Source organism: Streptomyces sp. NBC_01232, assembly GCF_035989885.1.
Classification (GTDB): Bacteria; Actinomycetota; Actinomycetes; order Streptomycetales; family Streptomycetaceae; genus Streptomyces.
This window is the reverse complement of sequence record NZ_CP108518.1, coordinates 951,184-970,702: the sequence shown is the minus strand read 5'-3', so window position 1 is coordinate 970,702 and position 19,519 is coordinate 951,184. Positions and strand designations below refer to the sequence as shown.

The window sequence follows — 19,519 nt, the reverse complement described above, 5'->3', positions numbered from 1 at the left end:
GTTACCCGCCGACCCGGGCGACGAGCACGCAGGCGTCGTCCTCCCGCTCGCTCTCGCCGAACTCCTCGATCACGATCCTCACGCAGTCCTGCGCCGACCGCGCCGCCGAGAACCGCGGCGCGAGCGCCAGCAGCCGCTCGGTCCCGTCCGCCCGGCTGAACTCGATGCTGCGCGTGGTGAGTCCGTCGGTGTGCAGGATCAGCAGGTCGCCGACCTCGAGCCGTTCCTCGGCCTGCCCGTACGTGGCTCCGGAGGTCGCGCCCAGCAGTACGCCCTCCGGCGGGACCAGGGAACGCCCCGACCCGCGGCGGAACAACAGGGGTGCCGGGTGGCCCGCCTGAGCCCAGGACAGCACTTGGCGCGCGGGGTCGTAGCGGCAGCACACGGCGGAACCGAGCGCGGGCTGTACGGAGTTCTCCAGGAGCTGGTTGAGCCAGCCCATCAGCGGGCCCGGCTCGATACCCGCCATGGCCATGCCGCGCAGGGCGCCCAGCATCATCGCCATGCCGGAGGTCGCGGTCACTCCGTGGCCGGTCAGGTCACCGACCGTCAGCATCGAGCAGCCGTCGGGGAGTTCGAGGGCGTCGTACCAGTCGCCGCCGATCAGAGCGCTGGTCGCGGAGGGGAGGTAGTGCGCGGCGACGTCCAGTGTGCCGGCGCTGCCGTACGGGAACCGCAGGGAGCCGCGCCACGGGGGGAGCACGGCTTCCTGCAGCTCGACCGCCAGCCGGTGCTCGGTCTGCGCGATCTCCCGCTGGCGCTGCAGCGAGTCCCGTGACTCGCGCACCGCCCGCTGGCTCCGGCGCAGTTCACTCACGTCCCGCATGACGGCCCACATCGAGGCCGTGCAGCCGTCGGAGTCGAGTACCGGCTCGCCCCTCATGTGCAAGGTCCGGACACGGCCGTCGGCCCGGACGATGCGGAACTCGCCGTCGATCGGCTTGCCGTCCACCAGACAGGCGGTGACCCACGCGGTGAGCAGCGGCTGGTCCTCGGAGAACAGGGTCGAGCCCAGTTCGTCGAGGGGGAGCGCGCCGGACTCGGGCGAGCGGCCGAAGATCTGGAACAGCTCGTCGGACCAACTGACCTCGTCGGTCAGCAGGTTCCACTCGGCGCTGCCGACGCGGGTATGGGCTTCGGGTCCGGCCTCGGGCGCGGCCTGCGGGTACTCGACGGTCTCGGGCGGCGGCGGCAGGCCTTCCTTGAGCTGGCCGAGGTGCTCGCGGAGGTCGTCGAGGTGGTGGACGGCGAGATCGCACAGCGCGCGCTGCCAGCGGCCTTGGGCGTCGTCGTCGTCGACGACGGTGTCGCGGCGGACCGCGTCCACTTCGCCCCGCAGTCGCCGGGTCTGCGAGATCAGCGCGTCCACCGACCCCGGCTCGGGCGGCTGCGCGGGACGGTCCGCGAACAGGTGGGACGGCATGAGAACTCCGATACAGGCGCGGCACGGCCAAGTCTGAAGGAAGGACCGGTAACGACTGTTGCACAGGGCGCGACGGTGTGTAAGGCGTTTGGCAACATCCGCTACGTTCTTGCTTCTGGTATATGCCGTAGGCCTTCCGGCCCGTCCGGAGCGTGCGAACGAATCCGGTCAGCAGGGCTGCGGGGTGACGGACCGGCAGGGGCCGGTGGGGATCGTGGCACGGTGGGGAGCCGCGGGGGAGCGGTGGCCGGAACAAGGCCCTCCGGCGGCCGCCGGTCGATCGTACGGCCGAGATGTACGAGGCGCGCGGGCCCTGCGCCTCGCGTAAAGGGCGGATCAAGGCGGCCCATCGGGATACCCCCGAAGGAGTGATGGCGCCTGAGTGACGGGGCGGAATCGGGGCTTCCCAGCGCACCGGCGAATGGCTACTCTACGTGCCGGTAATAACCGGGGGAGGTCTGCGCGGGCGGGCCCGCGCAGCGTGGGGACACACAACATGACCGACCGGGACCGTGCCACCGACCGGGACCGCGCCGACGACCAGAACCACGCCGCGGGCCGGGACCGTGCCACCGGCCGGGACCGCGCCACGGGGCGGAGCCGCCGTTCCTTCCTGACCCACCTCGTGGCCGCACCGACCCTGGCCCTGGTCACCCGGGCCGCCGCCGACGCGCTGGCCCCGCAGTCCGCCCACGCCGTGGTGCCCTCCCTGCCGGCCATCGCCGACGTGATCGACCTCGGCGACCTGTTCATCCTGGCCGGAGCTCCCACCTCCGCCCTGCTGGCGCTCGCCGTCGAGGCGGACGGCACCGTCCGTTTCCGCCTGCCGCGCGAGGAGGTCGGCCAGGGCCTCACCACCGCCGTCGCCATGCTGGTCGCGGAGGAACTCGACGCGCCACTGGCCGACGTACACGTGGAGCTGGACGACGCCCGGCCCGAGCTGCTCTTCAACCAGCTCACCGGATCCTCCAACTCGATCCGCTCCCTCTACGGACCGGTCCGCCAGTGCGCCGCCACCGCCCGGGCCCGCCTCGTCGCCGCCGCCGCCCGCCGCTGGGGCCTGAACCCGGCCTCGCTGACCACCGCCGGCGGCGCCGTCCGCGCCCCCGACGGCCGCACCGCCGGCTACGGGGAACTCGCCGCGGCCGCGGCCGACCCCGGCCTCGTCGTCCTCGGCGCCACCCCCAAGAAGAGGGCCGGGCACACCCTCGTGGGGAAGCCGACCGGCCGGGTCGACGCCCGGGCCATGGTCACCGGCGCCCTGCAGTACACCCTCGACCTGGAGGTGCCCGGCGCCAAACCCTGCGTGGTGCGCCGCCCGCCGACCCTCGGCGGCACGGTCCGCACCGTCGCCAACCTCGCCGCCGTCCGGGCCATGCCCGGTGTCCTGCACGTGGTGACCGTCCCGACCGGGGTCGCCGTCGTCGCCGAGACCTTCGGGCAGGCCATCGACGCCAAGTCCGCCCTCCAGGTCACCTGGGGCCCCGGCCCCGCCGACCAGCTCTCCGACGCCCAGGTCCGCGCCAAGCTGCGCGCCGCCACCCCGCCGTTGCTCGTCCCGCCCCTGCTGACCCCCTACGTGGACGCCGAGTTCGACTTCGCCTTCGTCAGCCACGCCCCGATGGAGACCAACTCCGCCATCGCCGACGTGCGCGAGGACCGGGCCGAGATCTGGTCCGGCCTCAAGTCCCCCATCGTGGCCCGCGAGACCATCGCCGCCGACCTCGGCCTGCCCCTCTCCAAGGTCAAGGTCCACGTGGTCCAGGCCGGCGGGTCCTTCGGCCGGCGGCTCTTCTTCGACGCGGCCCTGGAGGCCGCCCGGATCTCCAAGGCCTGCCGGCGCCCGGTCCGGCTGATGTGGACGCGTGTGGACGACACCCGCCACGGCCGGATGCGCCCCGCGACCCACCACCGGATCCGCGCCACCCACCTCCTGGGCGAGGTGCTCAGCTTCGAGCACCGCGTCGCCGCCGCCGAGACCGACTTCCGGCACGGCCTCGGCGAGATCATCACCGCCACCGCGGCCAGCCTGCCCCTCGGCATCGGCAACGCCACCCTCGCCCAGACCCTCTTCCTGACCACGGTGAAGTCCCCGTACCACTTCGGACTCACCACGCAGGCGCTCACCGAGGTCCCCACCGGGATCCCCACCGGCTCCTGGCGCTCGGTGTACTCCGCCAACACGCGCGGAGCCGAGGAGATCGTCGTCGACGAACTCGCCGCCCGGACGGGCCGGGACCCGTACGCCTTCCGGCGCACCTTCCTGAAGACCGACGCCCAGCGCGCCGTACTCGACAAGGCGGCCCAAGAGGGCGACTGGGGCCGGGCGATGCCGGCCGGATGCGCGCAGGGCATCGCCTTCCACGAGGAGTACAAGTCCCGCACCGCCTGTCTCGTCGAGATCGACACCCGGGACCCGGACCACGTGCGCGTCACGAAGGCGGTCATCGCAGTGGACGTGGGCCTGCCGGTCAACCCGCGCGGACTGGAGGCCCAGATGATCGGCGGCCTCACCGACGCGATCTCCACCACCCTGCGCGCCGGGCTGCACCTGGACAAGGGGCTGCCCCTGGAAGGCAGCTACAGCCAGTTCCACTGGGCGAAACAGCGCGACACCCCGCGCGACGTACGGGTCTTCGTGCTGCCGGCCACCGGCGACGAGCCGGGTGGCGCGGGCGAGCTCGGCGTGCCCGCGGCGGTCGGCGCGATCGCCAACGCCTGGGCCAGGGCCACCGGTTCGAAGCCGCGCAGCTTCCCCCTCGACTTCGACGTCGACTTCACCCCGTATCCCCGCTAGCCCCAGGATCCAGGAGTACTCCGTGCCCTCGCACACCTTCACCGTCAACGGGCGGAGCGTCACCGTGGACGCGCCCGACGACCTTCCCCTGCTCTGGGTGCTCCGCGACATGCTGGGTGTGCGCGGCCCCAAGTACGGCTGCGGGGTGGACGTCTGCAAGGCCTGCACCAGCCATCTGGACGGCGCCGACATCCGTCCCTGCGTGGTGCCCGTCTCGGCGTGCGCGGGCAGGGCGGTGACCACCATCGAGGGCCTGGCGGACGGGGACGACCTGCACCCCGTGCAGGAGGCCTGGCTCGAACAGGACGTCGCCCAGTGCGGCTTCTGCCAGCCCGGCCAGATCATGGCCGCCGTCGCGCTGCTGAAGCGCACGAGCGAGCCGACGGACGAGGACATCGACGCCATCGCCAACATCTGCCGCTGCGGTACGTACTTCCGCATCCGGGAGGCCATCCGCAGCGCGGCCGCCAGGATGTGAGCGGCGGACCCCGGTGCCTCCCCCGTATTCGTACTCATGGGCGCCGGGGCCCGTCCGCTCATGGACAAACCTACGCGGGCGCGCGCCCCTGCGCAGGGTTCGCACTGCCCAGTGACCGGGCGAGACCGGTATCACAGCGCACAGTGTGCGGCGGGTGGTTGAATGCGCCGGTGTCACGGTCCGACGACGTACTCAAGGTCCACCGGCTCGCCCACACCGGGGGGTCGGCCGCGCTGCTGGACTGGCTCGCCGCCCGCCTCGGCGGATGGACCGGAGTGGTGCGCGGGCGCGGTCCCGCCGCCGGCGCGGATCGGGAGCGGTCCGGGGAAGCACCCGAGGCCGCCGTCCGTGGCGCCGCCGAGATGAGCGCCCGCGGCGTACGGTCGGCCGTCCTGCACGGCGACGGGTCCGCCACCCTGCTGTTCGCGCTGGACGCCGGGCGGGCCCTGGCCGCCGTGCTGCCGCTGCCGCACCCGCCCGACGCGTCCGCGCTGCTGGCGGACGCGGCCGTACCGCTGGCCCTCGTGCTGCGCGCCGAGGAGGCCGAGCGGCGGGAGGAGCGGGCCGCGGTCGCCGAGGCGCGCGCCCGCGAGGCCGTGCTCCGCCTGCTGATGAACGGCGGGCTCCCTGCCGCCCATCAGATCGCCGAGGCGCTGCGGCCCCCGCTGCCCGACCCGATCCGGCTGTACGTCGCCGAGTGCCGGATCGGCCGGCGCGCCGAAGTGGCCCGCCTGTGCCAAGAGTTGACCGGCGGCCGGGCCTGGGTCGTGCCCTGCCCGGTATACGTGCGCCACCTCATCATCCTGGTCCCGGCCGACGCGGACGCGGTGTCGGCCGACCACGACCCCCTCGCCGGGGCGCTGACGGCGATCGCCCCGGACTGCGCCGTCGGGGTCAGTGGGGAGCTGGCCCTGAGCCAGGCCCCGACCGCCTACACCCAGGCCTTCCACGCCCTGGCCGTCGCCCGGGGCCGCGGCGAACGGCACGCCCGGTTCGGCCCCGGCCCGGAGCTGGCGCTCGCGGCCCACGAGGCCGGGGCCGACTGGGCATGGGCCCTGCTCGCGCCCCTGCACTCGTACGGACCCCGGCGCCCCCAGGACCCCGACGGACAGGAACTGCGCACCACCGCCCACGCCTGGCTCAACTTCGGCTCGCACGCCAGCCGGCTGCTGAGGGTCCACCGCAACACCCTGTCCGCCAGGATCCGGCTGGTCGAGACGCTCCTCGGACTGGACCTCGCCCGCCTCGGCGATCAGGCGGCGCTCTCCCTGGCGCTGCGGCTGACCCCGGGCGCGGGGCGGGGGATCGGCGCCGCGGCGCCGGCGGCGGCCCCCGGGCTCGACGGGGTCCTGCGCGATCCGCGGCTGACCGCGTGGGCCAGGTCCCACCTGAGCCGGCTGACCGGCCCGGACGCCCCGGCCGGCGCCCGGACCACGGTCCGCACCTGGCTGGAGCACGACGCCCGGCTCGTACCGGCCGCCGCCGCGCTCGGGGTCTCCGTACCGGGTGCCCGCAAGCGGCTGGCCCGGATCGAAGCCCTGCTGGAGCGCTCGCTGCTGCAGTCCCCGAGCGTCCGCCACGACTTGTGGCTGGCGCACCGGGCCGAAGAACTCGCCGGGTGACACAAGTCCTGAAAGGGATGTTCGCCGAAGAAAATTCACGAACATGCACGATCATGCCCGAATGAGGCGTATCAATGCGAAACGCATGCTGGTCGGGGAACCCCTCGACACCTCCCGCCTGGGTGAGACCCTGCTGCCCAAGAGGCTCGCCCTGCCGATCTTCTGCAGCGACCCGCTCTCCTCCGTGGCCTACGCCACCGAGGAGATCCTGCTGATCCTCGCCCTCGGCGGCGTCGCACTGCTGCACCTCACCTGGTACGCGGCCGCCGCCATCGTCTTCCTCCTCGTCGTCGTCGTCGCCTCGTACCGCCAGACCTGCCACGCCTATCCCGGCGGGGGCGGCGCGTACATCGTCAGCTCCGAGAACCTCGGGCAGACCGCCGCGCTCACCGCCGCCAGCGCCCTGCTCGTCGACTACGTGATGACCGTCGCCGTCTCCGTCGTCTCCGGCGTCTCCGCCATCACCTCGGCCGTTCCCTCGCTCAACGACCACGAAGTGGCCCTGTCCGTCGCCTTCGTGGTGCTGCTGACCCTGATGAACCTGCGCGGCGTACGGGAGTCGGGCCGCGTCTTCGCCATCCCCACCTACGGCTTCGTCCTCGTCATCTACCTCATGTTCGCCGTCGCCGCCGTACGGCTGGGGACCGGGGAGACCATCCGCGCCGAATCCGCCGACCTCCCGATCATCCCCGTCGACACCTACACCGGATTCGCCCTCGTGTTCCTCACGATGCGCGCCTTCGCCTCCGGATGCACCGCCCTCACGGGCGTCGAGGCGATCAGCAACGGCGTCCCCGCCTTCCGCAAGCCCAAGGCGAAGAACGCCGCGACCACGCTCGCCGCGATGGGCGTGCTCTCCGTGACGATGTTCGTCGGCATCACCGCCCTCGCCATGTCCTACCAGGTGCACGTTGCGGCCGACCCCACCGAACTGGGGCTGCCTGCGGGCACCGCGACCTCCACGGCCCTCGCCCAGATCGGCCGAGCCACCTTCGGCAGCTGGCACTTCCTCTTCTACCTGCTCCAGGCCGTCACCGCGGGCGTGCTGATCCTCGCCGCGAACACGGCCTTCAACGGCTTCCCGATGCTCGCCTCGATCCTGGCCAGGGACCGCTACGCGCCCCGCCAGCTCTTCAACCGCGGCGACCGGCTCGTCTACTCCAACGGCGTCGTCCTGCTCGCACTCGCCGCCATCGCCCTCATCGTGGCCTTCGACGCCGAGCTGACCCGCCTCATCCAGCTCTACATCATCGGCGTCTTCGTCTCCTTCACCCTCTCCCAGTCGGGCATGGTCCGGCACTGGAGGAAGGAGCTCGCCTCACCCTCCACCCCGCACGAGGAACGGATCCACATCCACCGCAGGCTCGCCATCAACGCGGTCGGCGCCACCCTGACCGCCCTGGTCCTGGTCATCGTCCTGCTCACCAAGTTCACGCACGGAGCCTGGCTGGTCGTCATCGCGATGCCGCTGCTCTTCCTCGGCATGAAGGGCGTGCGCCGCCACTACGACCAGGTCGCCCGGCAGGTCGCCATCGCCCCCGACGCCACCCCTCGCAAGCCCGCCCGTCACCACGTGCTGGTGCTGGTCGCCGCCGTACAGGCCCCGACGCTCAAGGCCATCGGCTACGCGCAGGGGCTGCGCCCCGACAGCCTGACGGCGGTCACCGTGGCGGCGGACGAGGCCGAGGCCGCCCGGCTGCGCGAGGTGTGGGCGGAGCACGACACCGGCCTCGCGCTGAAGATCCTGCACTCGCCGTACCGGGAGGTGGTCGGTCCGATCATGGCCCACGTCCAGGAACTGGCCGCCGCATCCTCCACGGACATGCTGTCCGTGGTGATCCCCGAGTACGTGGTGGGCCACTGGTGGGAGCAGCCCCTGCACAACCAGAACGCCCTGCGGCTCAAGGCGCGGCTGCTGTTCACGCCCGGCGTCGCGGTGATCGACGTGCCGTACCTCCTGGAGTCTGCGAAACCCGCTGATCGGGCAGGGCGGGACGGGTAGCCGGCTCCGCGGCGCCGCGCTGCAGCACCGCCGAGTGCGCGAGCGCCAGTTCCACCACGTGCCGGGGGTCGGACAGGGAACGGCCGGTGAGCTGCTCCAGGCGGCGCAGCCGGTTGGAGACCGTGTTGCGGTGGCAGTACAGCCGCTGCGCGGCGTACGTGGTCGAGCCCTGGCAGTTCAGCCAGGTACCCAGGGTGGTCAGCAGCGTCCGGCGGTCCTCGGCGGGCAGCGCGAGCACCGGACCGAGCACCACCTGGCGCAGCCGGCCCGCGAGTTCGGCCTGCGCCGCGATCAGCGCCGCCGGTAGCCGTTCGTCCAGCAGCGTGGTGAGCGGGCCCCCGGACTCGGGGGCGGTGCGCAGTGCGAGCGCGGCCAGCCGGTGCGACCGGGCCACCTCGGCCGGCGTCCCCACGACCGGGCCGACCCCCGCGCGCAGCCCGAAGGGCGCGAGCAGTTCCCGTACGGACTCCAGCGGATGGTGGCCCAGTTCCACCAGGCCGGTCTCCCCGTCGGCGCGGATCCGCCACCAGACGCGCGGGCCGGAGGCGGCGCCGGGCCCGCCGGCCGGGACGGCGGAGGCGGTCGGGCCGGGCGGGGCGGCGGGCGTGCCGGAGCGGTCGCCGGCCAGCACGACCACGGCGAAGCGGCCCCGCTCCGGCAGCCCCAGCTGCGCGGCCGCCGCCCCGGTGGCCTCGGCCGACGGCTCGTCGGTACCCGCCCCGCCGTCGAGCAGCACGTCCAGCAGGGCCGCCCGGCGCTCGCGGTTCCGGTCGCCGTGGGCGGCCTCCGCCCGGCGGTACGACTCGGTCACCGCGTCCGTCGTCTGCTCCAGTACGTCCCACAGCGCGGCCGCCCCCGGCAGCAGCCGCGGCAGCTCCGTCCGGTCGTGCGCGGTCACGGCCTCGGTGAGGCTCTGCCAGAGCAGCCGGCCGCCGCGGCGGTAGGTGCGCAGCACGGAGGCGAGCGGCAGTCCCTGTTCGGCGCGGAGCGCGCCGGCCGCCCGGGCGTCGGCGAGCTCCACCGGCAGACCGCGGGAGCTGCGGACCAGGCCCTCGACGGCCTGGTGGAGGTTGTGGTGGATCCGCTCGCGCAGCTCGGCCCGGCCCAGCAGGGCGGCGTAGGCGGGGTCTTCGGCCAGCGTGCGGTCGGCGAGCCGGTCCGCCGCCACGGCGATCCGGCGGGTCAGGTCCTCGCGTATCTCCTCGATGATCCGCTCCATGACGCGCAGCCTGACACGGGGGAGGGGGCGGTGGGGAGGGCCCGGACCGGCCGCGTCCGCTACCTTGTGCGAAGCACTGCACCTGCAGTGATCACCCGATGGTCCACTCCACACCCAGGAACGCCCATGCGCCAGAACCCGCAGCGCCGCGCCGCGCTGCTCGACGCCGCCATCGAAGTCCTGGCGCGCGAGGGCTCGCGCGGCCTGACCCTGCGCGCGGTGGACGCCGAGGCGGGCGTGCCCACGGGCACGGCCTCGAACTACTTCGCCAACCGCTCCCAGCTGCTCGTGCAGATCCTGCACCGCACCCGGGAGCGGCTGGTCCCGGATCCGGCGGACCTCGCCGGCCCGTTGGACACCGAGGTCCTGCTCGGCCGGCTCCTGGACCGGATGCGGCGCGAGCGCAGTGTGCACATCGCGATGCTGGAGCTGCGGCTGGAGGGCACCCGGCGCCCCGAACTCCAGGCGGAGCTCGCGTCCTTCCAGGGCCTGGAGCTGGAGGCCAACGTCAGGTGGCACCTGGACGCGGGTTTGCCCGGGGACCGGCAGGGCGTGGTCCTGATGTACCTGGCGATGCTCGGCCTGATCGTGGACGATCTGACCGCCCCGGCGATGCTCGAGGCGCACTCGGTGCAGGGGCTCATTCACACGATGGTCGAGCGCCTCCTCCCGGAGAAGCCCGCGGACTGACTATCGTGCCGGTGAACAAGCGCCGGCGGGGTGGGGAAACCGTGGGGAGTGCGTAGATGGCGGACATCACGGATATAACGGATGTCGCAGAGGATGCGGCGCACGGGATCCGGTGGCTTGCCGACTGGGACCAGTGGTTCGCCGGTCTGACCTTCGCCCGGGGCATAGATCCCGACGAACTCGCCGCACGCCTCGGCGCGCTGCCGGGCGTGCACCCCGGGCCGCTGGGCGCACCGGACGCCTGGAGCATGGTCACCGAGACGGCGGACGGCGACGGCGTGGCCCGCGTCGGCAGGTGGGGCGGCTGGTCCTTCGCCGTCGAACACGGCCTGCCGGCCGGAGCGGAACGGCTCGCCGAGGTCTCCCGGGGCGGTGTCGAGGCGGTCCACCTCGACCCGCAGCCCGACCACCCGCCCAAGCAGTTCGCGTACGCCCTGGACGGTGAGCTGGTGTGCTGCTTCGGCCTCGGCGAGGAGTGCTGGCGCGGCGGCCACCGGCCGGACTTCCTGCTCCCGGAGCTGATCGCGGCCGGGATCCTCACCCCGGACGGCGCGTGCGCCCGCCCGGCCGACGAACCGGACGCGGACCGCGACCGCCGCACCCTCGCCGTCGTGGAGCGCCGCTTCGGGCTGTGCCTGCCGCGCCACCTGATCGCGGACACGGCGCTCCCGGCGTACGTCACCTGTACGCGCTAGCGGACGGTCCGGCTCCGGGATGCGGTGATCTTATGCTCAGGTTTACGCGAGTCCGCTGGTTTTGCGCCCGGTGAGCGACTTTGATGGGTTTGCCAGACGTCGTACCGAGCAGGGGGACCAGTCATGGGCACCGACCACACTCAGAAGGACAGCACACCCACCCTGATCGGTTCCGTGCAGCGCGCTCTGCGCCTCCTGGAAGCGATGTCCGCGGAGGGCGGGGCGACGGCCAAACGGCTCGCCCGGCTCACGGGGATCCCCCTGCCCACCGTGTACCACCTGCTGCGCACCCTCAGCCACGAGGGCTATGTGGAGCGCGAGGGAGGGTCGTTCCGTCTCGCGGACGATCTTCCGCTCGCTTCGTGATCAAATTCTGACGCGTTCCGGCCAAGCTCTCGCACCCTTCCTGGCATGTTCCAGCGGAAAATGCCAGAACGCCCTTTCGTACTGTGGAACTTGAGTAAGTTCCCTCCTGTCGCGCCGTACGACCGTGCACCCCGCACGTCCGGCCGGGAGGGGAGCCCGCGTGCCCGGGATCGACGAATGCCTGCTCGAAGCCATGGCCCTGCCTGGTGCGCGGGGGGCCGCGCTGGTCGACTGGAGCAGCGGACTGGCCCTCGGCACCGCGGGGGAGTCGCCCGTGGGTGACCACGAGACCACCGCCGCCGAGACCGCCGAACTGGCCCGGGCGGCCGCCGAGTACGAGTCCTTCGCACCATCGGAGACCGACTCGGCACACGGTGGCGGAGCCGTTCCCTCCGCCGCTTCGTCCGCCGGCTTACCGGCCGGCCCGCCCGTCGAGGATCTGATCGTCACCACCCGCACTGGATACCACGTACTGCGCTTCGTCGAGACGAGCTTCGACAGCAGCGTATTCCTGCACCTGTGGCTCGACCGCGCCGACGGCAATCTCGCCCTCGCGCGTCACAGGCTCCGCGCACTGGCCGAGGGACTGGTGCTCAGATGACCGTCCCGGCCACGGCGGCGAACGCCTTCGCAGCCGTTTCCCCCCTACTCACCCGACTCGCCGCCGAACGTGCCACCGGCGCCCTGCTCCGCGACCGCGGCACCCTCTTCCTGGAGGACGGCCGCGTCGTGCACGCGGAGAGCCCGGCCACCCCCGGCCTCGACGTCCTGCTCACCACCGGCGGCGGGCTCGCCCCCGAGCGCTGGCGGGAGGCGGTGGACCGGGCCGGTGCCCGCCGCCAGGTCGCCCGTTTCCTCGTGGACAGCGGCGGGCTCGCCGGCGGAGAGCTGGAGATATGCCACCTCGCCGCCATATTCGACGCCGCCTTCTTCGCACTCTCCCCGGGCAGCGGCCCCTCCCGGTTCCGCCGCGGGGCCACCCACTGGATCGGCTCCGTCCGCTCCGTTCCCGCCGCAGCCGTGGAACGGGAGACCCGGCGCCGCCGGGACCTCCTCGACGCGGTCTGGCCGTACCCGCTGCTGGACACCTCCCCCGTAGTACCCAGGGCCGCCGCGCCCGGCCAGACGATCACCGCCCGGCAGCGGACCCTGCTGGGCCGCGCCGACGGCCATCGCACCCCGGCCGACCTCGCGTGGGTCCTGGGCCGCCCCGCCTTCCACACCCTGCTCGACGTACGGCGCCTCGCGGCGGCCGGACTGGTCGAGACCCCGCACACCCCGGCCCCGCCACCGGCCGTGGCACCCCTGCCCGACTGGATGACCGAGGCCCAATCCCCGGACGTGGCGCTGCTCCGCCGGTTACGCGACGCACTGGAGGCAAGCCTGTGAGGCTCCCGCTGCGACCGGCCCTGCGCGCCGACCGCTCCGAGCGTAGGCAGCCCGAAAGGAGTAAGGCCGACATGAGTACGGTGCCCCCCGAGACGGAGGCCGAGATACTCGCCGAGCTCCGCAGACTGCGGGCCCGGGTGCCCCAGCTCACCGGCGCCCTCGCCGCGAGCGCCGACGGCTTCGTCCTCGCCCAGGACAGCGCCGCCGCCGAGGCCGAGTCCGTGGCGGCGCTCACGGCCGCCGCCCTCGGCGTGGCCCAGCGGCTGAGCGACACCACCGGCCAGGGCGCGTTCCGCGAACTGCTCGTGCGCGGCGAGGACGGATACGTCGCCACCTACGCGGCAGGCCTGGCGGCCGTCCTCACCCTGACCGCCGAGCCGCGCGTCAACGTCGGGCGCCTGCACCTGGAGGCCCGGCGCTCCAGTCTCCGGATAGCCGAACTGATCGACCGCACCCTCGCGCGACGGGGTCCCGCAACCCCGCCCGGGTGATTCGAGCTCCGGTCGGCGGCGGGACCCGGCGGGTCCGGAACGTGCCGCCACAGCTACAGCCAGTCACACACCCGTCACAACCCACTCACAACTCACTCACAGTGAAACGAGAAAGAGGAACCTCTCATGGTCAATGTTGAGACCGCACTCAAGGAAGCCACCACCGCGATCGAAGGTGCGATCGGCGCCGCCCTCGTCGACTACGGCAGCGGCATGGCCCTCGGAACCATCGGGGGAGGCAAGGACCTCGACCTCGCGGTCGCGGCAGCGGGCAACACGGACGTGGTCCGCGCGAAGGTCCGCACGATGGAGATGCTCGGCCTCAAGGACGAGATCGAGGACATCCTCATCACCCTCGGCGGCCAGTACCACCTGATCCGGCTGATGAAGGGCCGTGGTTCCACGGGCTTCTTCCTCTACCTGGCACTCGACAAGGGGCGGGCCAACCTCGCGATGGCCCGCCACCAACTGAAGAAGATCGAGGCCGAACTGGAGGTCTGACCGGCCCCGGCGGGCACGGTCTGGCCGCGTCGAACCGCATCGCCGAAGTGGCGGACGGCTGAATTCTTTGCCGTCCGCCCTGGCGATCAGCTGCGTATGCCCCATATGGGTGGAGTTTATGACTCTGTTACAGAGTAAGATGCTGTGAGCAGCTGATCATCGATAAAGCATAAAACGCTGGAGATACCGCCACCCATGCCCCCGCGCCTGAGCATCGTCGTCCCCGTCTACAACGTCGAGCTCTATCTCGACGAGTGCCTGGAGTCCATCGCATCTCAGACCTTCGAGGACTTCGAGGTCATCCTCGTGGACGACGGATCCACGGACACCAGCGCCGTCATCGCCAAGGCGTTCGCCGCCAAGGACAAGCGCTTCCGTGTCGTGATGCAGGAGAACGCCGGCCTCGGCGCCGCCCGCAACGTGGGTGCCCGCCACGCCGACAAGGACAGCGAGTACCTGGCCTTCGTCGACAGTGACGACACGATGCCCGACTACGCCTACCAGCGGCTCATCGACGCGCTGGACGAGACGGGTTCGGACTTCGCGGGTGGCAACGTGAAGCGCTTCCGGTCGGTCGGCATGCAGCAGTCCTGGGGGCACCGGGCGGCCTTCGCCCGCACCCAGCTGAAGACCCACATCTCCAAGTTCCCGGCGCTGGTCACCGACCGCACCGCGTGGAACAAGGTCTACCGGCGCAGCTTCTGGGACAAGCACGGCTTCCAGTACCCGGAGGGCATCCTCTACGAGGACGCCCCGGTCAGCATCCCCGCGCACTACTTCGCCTCCAGCGTCGACATCATCAGCGACTGCGTCTACCACTGGCGCGTCCGCGAGACCGGCGAGCGCTCCATCACCCAGCGCTCCACCGACCCGGTCTCCCTCATCGACCGGGTCAAGTCCGTACGCCTGGTCCGCGAGTCCCTCAAGGCCAAGCAGGGCGCCAAGTACACCCGCTACCTGCGCGACTACGACTACAACGTGCTGAGCGAGGAGCTCCCGCTCATCTACAAGTACGTCGGTGAGGGCGGCCCGGACTTCCGCGCCGCGTTCGTCAAGGAGGTGGGCGGCCTCGTCCGGGAGATCGGCACCGGCCCCTGGTCCGACCTGACCGTCGCCGACCGCCTCAAGGCGTACCTGGCCGGCGAGGGCCGCGTCGAGGACTTCATCGCGCTCCAGCACCACCAGCGCGACTACAGCTACAGCGTCCCGGTCAAGGGCCTCGCCCGTCCGCAGGCGGACTACCCCTTCCTGCAGGGCCGCCCGCCCGTCCCGGCCAAGATCCTCACCCTCGGCCCGCGCGAGCGCCGCGTCGTCAGCCGTCTGGAGCAGGCGGCCTGGGCCGACGGCAAGCTGCTGCTGCGCGGCTACGCCCTCCCCGGCCACCTCGGTGCGGAGAGCCGCCTCGGCTCCCGCAAGATGCTGGTCTTCCGCGAGGGCGGCAAGCGCCGCCGCTCGGTCGTCAGCGCCCGTACCGTCGCCTCCCCGATGGCCACGGTGAAGTCCCCGCACCTCGCCCTGCGGCACGCCGACTGGGCCGGCTTCACGGCCGTCATCGACCCGTCCATCTTCCAGTCGGGCGGCAAGTGGAACCAGGGGATATGGACCACGTCCATCGCCGTCACCGGAGCCGGCGGCCTGCACCGCGCCCGCCTCAGGGGCGGCGAGCACGACACCGGCCAGAACCCGCCCCCGCACTGGGTCGCTTCCGACGTGCGGATCGTCCCGGTCGTCTCGGGCGCCCTCACCATCCAGGTGGAGATCGCCCGCGCCCGCGCCCTGGACGTCCACGCCGCCGGTGACGACGCCGTCGAGATCGTCGGCGAGCTCACTGCCGAGGCCGTCGGAGCCACCGCGCTGCGGGCCGTCCACGTCACCACCGGTACCGCATTGACCTTCCCGCTGGAGAGCGCCGCGTCCGGCGCCGGCCGGGCCTCGTTCACCGCCCGCGTACCGCTGGCCGAGCTGGCCGCCGTACCGGACGCCGAGTGCGAGCCCGGCGAGTGGACCCCCGAGCCCTGGGGCCTCTCCGTCATCGGCCCCGACGGCACCGAGCACCGCATGGTCCACGACGAGCGCGGCGGATTCGAGGGCCTCGTCCTTCCCCTGCCCGGCGAGAACGCGGACCGCACCCTCTTCGCCAAGCGCGGGAACACCGGACACCTGACCCTCTCCGTGCAGCCCTCCCCGCCGCTGATCGACGAGGTCACCGCGGAAGACGGCACCCTCACCCTGCGGGGCCGCTTCGTCGCGCCCGCCGACGAGCCGTACGAGCTCGTCGTGCACAACGCGCACGGCGTGGAGTTCAGCTACCCCGTCACCCGCGACGGCGACACCTTCGAAGCCACCTTCAAGCCCGTGCTCCCCGAGGCGTACGCCGGCCGCACCACGCTCCCCGAGGGCCGCTGGTGGCCCACGCTGCGCCCGGTCGCCCAGGGCGGAACCACCGCCGGTCTGCTCGGCGTCGACCGCGGTGCCCCCGTGCAGATGGGCCCCGGCCTCCTCTTCGCCGGCCCCCACCCGATCACGGTCGAGGGCCGCCGGATGCGGGTCGAGACCCGCTTCCACGACCGCATGGTGCTGGTCGCCGACCCGCTGATCAGCCCCCACGACCGCTCGCACTACGCGCAGCGCGTGGCCCGCTTCGAGACCTACCCGGCGCAGCGCGCCCTGCCGGTCAAGGACATCGTCGTCTACGACACCTTCCAGGGGCAGGGCTCCGGCGACTCGCCGCGCGCCATCCACGAGGAGCTGGTGCGCCGCGGCGAGAAGCTGGAGCACATCTGGCTGGTCCGCGACGGCCGCGCCGAGGTTCCTTCGACCGCCCGCGCCGTGCAGTACGGCAGCGTGGAGTCGTGGGAGGTGCTGGCCCGCGCCCGTTACTACGTGACCAACGACAATGTGCCGCAGCGCTTCGAGCGCCGCAGCGGTCAGGTCGTCGTACAGACCTGGCACGGCACGCCGATCAAGCAGATCGGTCACGACTTCGTGCACGACTACTACACGAGCCCGGAAATCCTGGAGGGCCTGGCGCACGACAGCGCGCAGTGGTCCCTGCTGGCCTCCCCGAGCTCCTACGCCACGCCGCTGCTCAAGCGCGCCCTCGGCTACGACGGCGAGGTCATCGAGGCCGGCAGCCCGCGGACGGACGCGCTCGTGAAGCCCGACGCGCAGCGGATCGCGGAGGTCCGGCGCCGGCTCGGCCTGCCGGAGGGCAAGAAGGTCGTCCTCTACATGCCCACGTGGCGGGAGAACTGCGAGGGCTGGTCGGGCGGTTACAAGCTCGACCTGCGGATCGACCTGGACCGGGCCCGCCGTGAGCTCGGCGAGGACCACGTCCTGCTGATCCGCGGCCACCACCACGTGACGGAGCAGGTCCGCGAGGGCGTCCGCGACGGGTTCGTCGTCGACGTCTCGCGCTGGCCCGACGCGGCCGACCTGCTGCTGGTCGCCGACGTGCTGATCTCGGACTACTCCTCCGCGATCTTCGACTTCGCGCACACCGACCGCCCGATCCTGCTCTTCACCTACGACTTGGAGCACTACCGCGGGACGCTGCGCGGCTTCAACTTCGACCTCGAGGCGAAGGCGCCGGGACCGCTGCTGGCGGACTCGGCGAGCCTGATCGAGGCCGTGCGCAACGCGGACGCGGTGGGGGCGGAGTACGCCGAGGCGCGGGCGGCGTTCCGCGCCGAGTTCTGCGACCTGGACAAGGGCAACGCCACCGAGCGCGTCGTCGCGCGCATGCTCGAGATGGGTGCGGCGCCCGCCAAGTAGGCCGAACGGACGAATTTCCGGCTGATCGCGGACCGGCCCCGGACCCACCGATGAATTTCGGGTCCGGGGCCGGTCTGTATGTGAGGGGACGGTGTCCACCGTCCCTTCACCGGCCCGGAGGCAGAGATGAGCGGCAACGGATTCACCACGTGTCTGTGGTTCGACGGCAACGCGGAAGCGGCCGCCGACTTCTACCTGTCCGTCTTCAAGGACGGCAAGCTCGGCCGGATCGGCCGGTACACGGAGGCCGGCCCCGGCCGGGCCGACTCGGTGATGGTCGTGGAGTTCGAGATCAACGGCCAGAAATTCATCGGCCTCAACGGCGGCCCGCAGTTCACCTTCAGCGAGGCGATCTCCTTCCAGATCCACTGCGCGGACGAGGCGGAGGCGGACTACTACTGGGACGCGCTGACCAGCGAGGGCGGCGAGGAGAGCGTCTGCGGCTGGGTCAAGGACCCGTTCGGCGTGTCCTGGCAGGTCATCCCCGCGGGCGCCATCGACCTGATCTCCGACCCGGACCCGGGGCGGGCCGCCCGGGCGACCGCCGCCATGATGCAGATGAAGAAGCTGGACGTGGCGGAGATGCGCAGGGCGGCGGACGCGGGATAGGGCGCGGGCCGGCCCCGGCCCCGGGTCCGGCCCCGGCCCCGGCCCCGGGTCCGGCCCCGGCCCCGGCCCCGGGTCCGGCCCCGGGGCCTGGCTCCGGTGCGTGCGGCTACGGCGCGGCGATCCTGGCCAGCAGGGCCGGGAGGGCGGTACCGATCGGCTCGCGCACGATCTCGTCGGCGAGCGGGTCGTACGGGGTCTCCTCCGCGTTCACGATGATCAGCCGGGCTCCGGCCTCCGCGGCCATCCCGGCGAGCGACGCGGCGGGCTGCACCTGCAGGGTCGATCCCACGGCGATGAAGACCTGGCACCCCTTGGCGACGGCGATCGCCTGCCCGAGCACCTCGGGATCGAGCCGCTGGCCGAACATCACGGTCGCCGACTTGAGGATCCCGCCGCACACCAGGCAGGCGGGATCCGGCTCCCCGGCGGCCACCCGGGCCAGCGCCTCCTCCATGCCCGACCGGGCGTGGCAGGCCGTGCACACCACGGAGCGGGCGCTGCCGTGCAGCTCGAACACCTTGCGGTCCGGCATCCCGGCGAGCTGGTGCAGCCCGTCCACGTTCTGGGTGATCACCCGCACCGGGGTGCCGCCGCGTTCCAGCTCCGCCACCGCCAGGTGCGCGGCGTTCGGCCGCGCTGCGAGCGCGCCGATCTCGGCGCGCATCCGCCAGGAGCGGCGCCGGATCTCCGGATCGGCCATGTAGTACTCGTAGGTCACGAGCTTTTCGGCGTCGGGATCCCGCCGCCACAGGCCCTGAGGCCCCCGGTAGTCCGGAATTCCGGAGTCGGTGGACATCCCGGCCCCGCTGAACACTGCGACGAGTGGCTTCCCCATGCGTCGACCCTACGTACGGGCGCGGGCCGCCCGCGAGCCCATTTCCCCGCACCGGCGGCGAGGGGGCGCGAGTGAGCGCGGAAGAGCGCGGGAGGGTCGTTTCTGCGGTGAATCCCGCCCCCCGCAGGAGTGAGATCCGGGCTCCGCCCTCCCGATCCATCGGCGTGGCGGGTACAAAACCGGACATGATGCTCAAGCCGTACCGCCTCGGTGTCCTGCTGCTGACCCTGCTCGCGCTGCCGGTCATGCCGTCCGCCCCCGCCCTCGCCGCGCCGTCCGCCGCGAAGGGGCACACCGCCGCCCAGATCACCGACTTCCTCACCCGCTTCTACGGTCACCACGGCCCCTCCGCGCACGACCGGGAGAACTACGTATCGCAGGTCCTCAGGGAAAGACAGCAGGTGAACGAGGAGGTCGACGTCCTGCTCTGCGCCCAGAACGAGCCGCAGCGCATCAGCATCGGCCCGGTGACCGTCGCCCAGACCGCCGCGGTCGGCTGGTCCACCGTGACCACCCACTGGGACTCCGGCGGCACGGACACCTTCACCGCCTACGTACGCCTCGACTCCAAGCCCATCCGGCTCGACGACGTGATCTGCGCCGGCTGAAACCCGTACGGTGGTCCACA

The 19,519-nt window shown here is 72.4% G+C and carries 16 protein-coding genes and 1 pseudogene; 14 read left to right on the top strand and 3 right to left on the bottom strand.

All coding sequences use genetic code 11. From position 1 onward, the window contains the following. Nucleotide 1 precedes the first annotated feature (1 nt). Nucleotides 2–1,423: a PP2C family protein-serine/threonine phosphatase gene (locus OG444_RS04700; protein WP_327260897.1), complete on the bottom strand. Its 1,422-nt coding sequence runs from the start codon at nt 1,421–1,423 to the stop codon at nt 2–4. A 496-nt stretch (nt 1,424–1,919) separates the two neighbouring features. Between OG444_RS04700 and OG444_RS04695 the strand changes: the two genes are divergently transcribed. The 4 genes from OG444_RS04695 (at nt 1,920) to OG444_RS04680 (ending at nt 8,322) form a co-directional block, all read left to right on the top strand. Then, on the top strand, nt 1,920–4,220 hold the full coding sequence (locus OG444_RS04695; RefSeq protein WP_327260896.1) for a xanthine dehydrogenase family protein molybdopterin-binding subunit: 2,301 nt from the start codon (nt 1,920–1,922) through the stop codon (nt 4,218–4,220). 22 nt (nt 4,221–4,242) lie between these two features. Further along, entirely contained in the window at nt 4,243–4,698 is a 456-nt protein-coding gene (locus OG444_RS04690; protein WP_327260895.1) for a (2Fe-2S)-binding protein, read from the top strand. Between the two features lie 170 nt (nt 4,699–4,868). Continuing rightward, nucleotides 4,869–6,320 (top strand): helix-turn-helix domain-containing protein, encoded by a 1,452-nt coding sequence (locus OG444_RS04685; RefSeq protein ID WP_327260894.1) that lies wholly within the window; start codon nt 4,869–4,871, stop codon nt 6,318–6,320. A gap of 61 nt (nt 6,321–6,381) precedes the next feature. Further along, nucleotides 6,382–8,322, top strand: a complete 1,941-nt coding sequence (locus tag OG444_RS04680) for an APC family permease (protein WP_327260893.1) — start codon at nt 6,382–6,384, stop codon at nt 8,320–8,322. On the opposite strand, the gene OG444_RS04675 is transcribed toward OG444_RS04680, so the two are convergent. Further along, nucleotides 8,240–9,541 carry a PucR family transcriptional regulator gene (locus OG444_RS04675; protein ID WP_327260892.1) on the bottom strand — a complete coding sequence of 434 codons (1,302 nt, stop codon included), beginning with the start codon at nt 9,539–9,541 and terminating at the stop codon, nt 8,240–8,242. The genes OG444_RS04680 and OG444_RS04675 overlap by 83 nt on opposite strands. Nucleotides 9,542–9,667: 126 nt before the next feature. Between OG444_RS04675 and OG444_RS04670 the strand changes: the two genes are divergently transcribed. The 9 genes and pseudogenes from OG444_RS04670 (at nt 9,668) to OG444_RS04630 (ending at nt 18,056) form a co-directional block, all read left to right on the top strand. Then, the gene (locus tag OG444_RS04670) at nt 9,668–10,231 is read left to right on the top strand and encodes a TetR/AcrR family transcriptional regulator (RefSeq protein ID WP_327260891.1); all 564 of its coding nucleotides are present in this window, start codon (nt 9,668–9,670) and stop codon (nt 10,229–10,231) included. Nucleotides 10,232–10,287: 56 nt separating this feature from the next. Further along, entirely contained in the window at nt 10,288–10,926 is a 639-nt protein-coding gene (locus tag OG444_RS04665) for a DUF6461 domain-containing protein (protein ID WP_327260890.1), read from the top strand. 123 nt (nt 10,927–11,049) lie between these two features. Further along, nucleotides 11,050–11,271: pseudogene (locus OG444_RS04660) on the top strand (helix-turn-helix domain-containing protein); the annotation flags it as partial. A gap of 181 nt (nt 11,272–11,452) precedes the next feature. Next, complete coding sequence (locus OG444_RS04655; RefSeq protein WP_327260889.1) at nt 11,453–11,893, top strand: hypothetical protein; 441 nt, start codon at nt 11,453–11,455, stop codon at nt 11,891–11,893. Further along, complete coding sequence (locus OG444_RS04650) at nt 11,890–12,681, top strand: transcriptional regulator (RefSeq protein ID WP_327260888.1); 792 nt, start codon at nt 11,890–11,892, stop codon at nt 12,679–12,681. The genes OG444_RS04655 and OG444_RS04650 overlap by 4 nt, the downstream gene beginning before the upstream one ends. Nucleotides 12,682–12,752: 71 nt before the next feature. Further along, nucleotides 12,753–13,172 (top strand): roadblock/LC7 domain-containing protein, encoded by a 420-nt coding sequence (locus tag OG444_RS04645; protein ID WP_327260887.1) that lies wholly within the window; start codon nt 12,753–12,755, stop codon nt 13,170–13,172. Between the two features lie 126 nt (nt 13,173–13,298). After that, nucleotides 13,299–13,673 (top strand): hypothetical protein, encoded by a 375-nt coding sequence (locus tag OG444_RS04640; protein ID WP_327260886.1) that lies wholly within the window; start codon nt 13,299–13,301, stop codon nt 13,671–13,673. Between the two features lie 195 nt (nt 13,674–13,868). Then, nucleotides 13,869–17,447 (top strand): bifunctional glycosyltransferase/CDP-glycerol:glycerophosphate glycerophosphotransferase, encoded by a 3,579-nt coding sequence (locus OG444_RS04635; RefSeq protein WP_327260885.1) that lies wholly within the window; start codon nt 13,869–13,871, stop codon nt 17,445–17,447. Nucleotides 17,448–17,573: 126 nt separating this feature from the next. Continuing rightward, nucleotides 17,574–18,056 (top strand): VOC family protein, encoded by a 483-nt coding sequence (locus OG444_RS04630; protein ID WP_327260884.1) that lies wholly within the window; start codon nt 17,574–17,576, stop codon nt 18,054–18,056. Nucleotides 18,057–18,162: 106 nt separating this feature from the next. On the opposite strand, the gene OG444_RS04625 is transcribed toward OG444_RS04630, so the two are convergent. Beyond that, nucleotides 18,163–18,891: an SIR2 family NAD-dependent protein deacylase gene (locus OG444_RS04625; RefSeq protein WP_327260883.1), complete on the bottom strand. Its 729-nt coding sequence runs from the start codon at nt 18,889–18,891 to the stop codon at nt 18,163–18,165. Nucleotides 18,892–19,076: 185 nt separating this feature from the next. On the opposite strand from OG444_RS04625, the gene OG444_RS04620 reads away from it, so the two are divergent. Next, the gene (locus OG444_RS04620) at nt 19,077–19,499 is read left to right on the top strand and encodes a hypothetical protein (RefSeq protein ID WP_327260882.1); all 423 of its coding nucleotides are present in this window, start codon (nt 19,077–19,079) and stop codon (nt 19,497–19,499) included. Nucleotides 19,500–19,519: the final 20 nt, after the last annotated feature.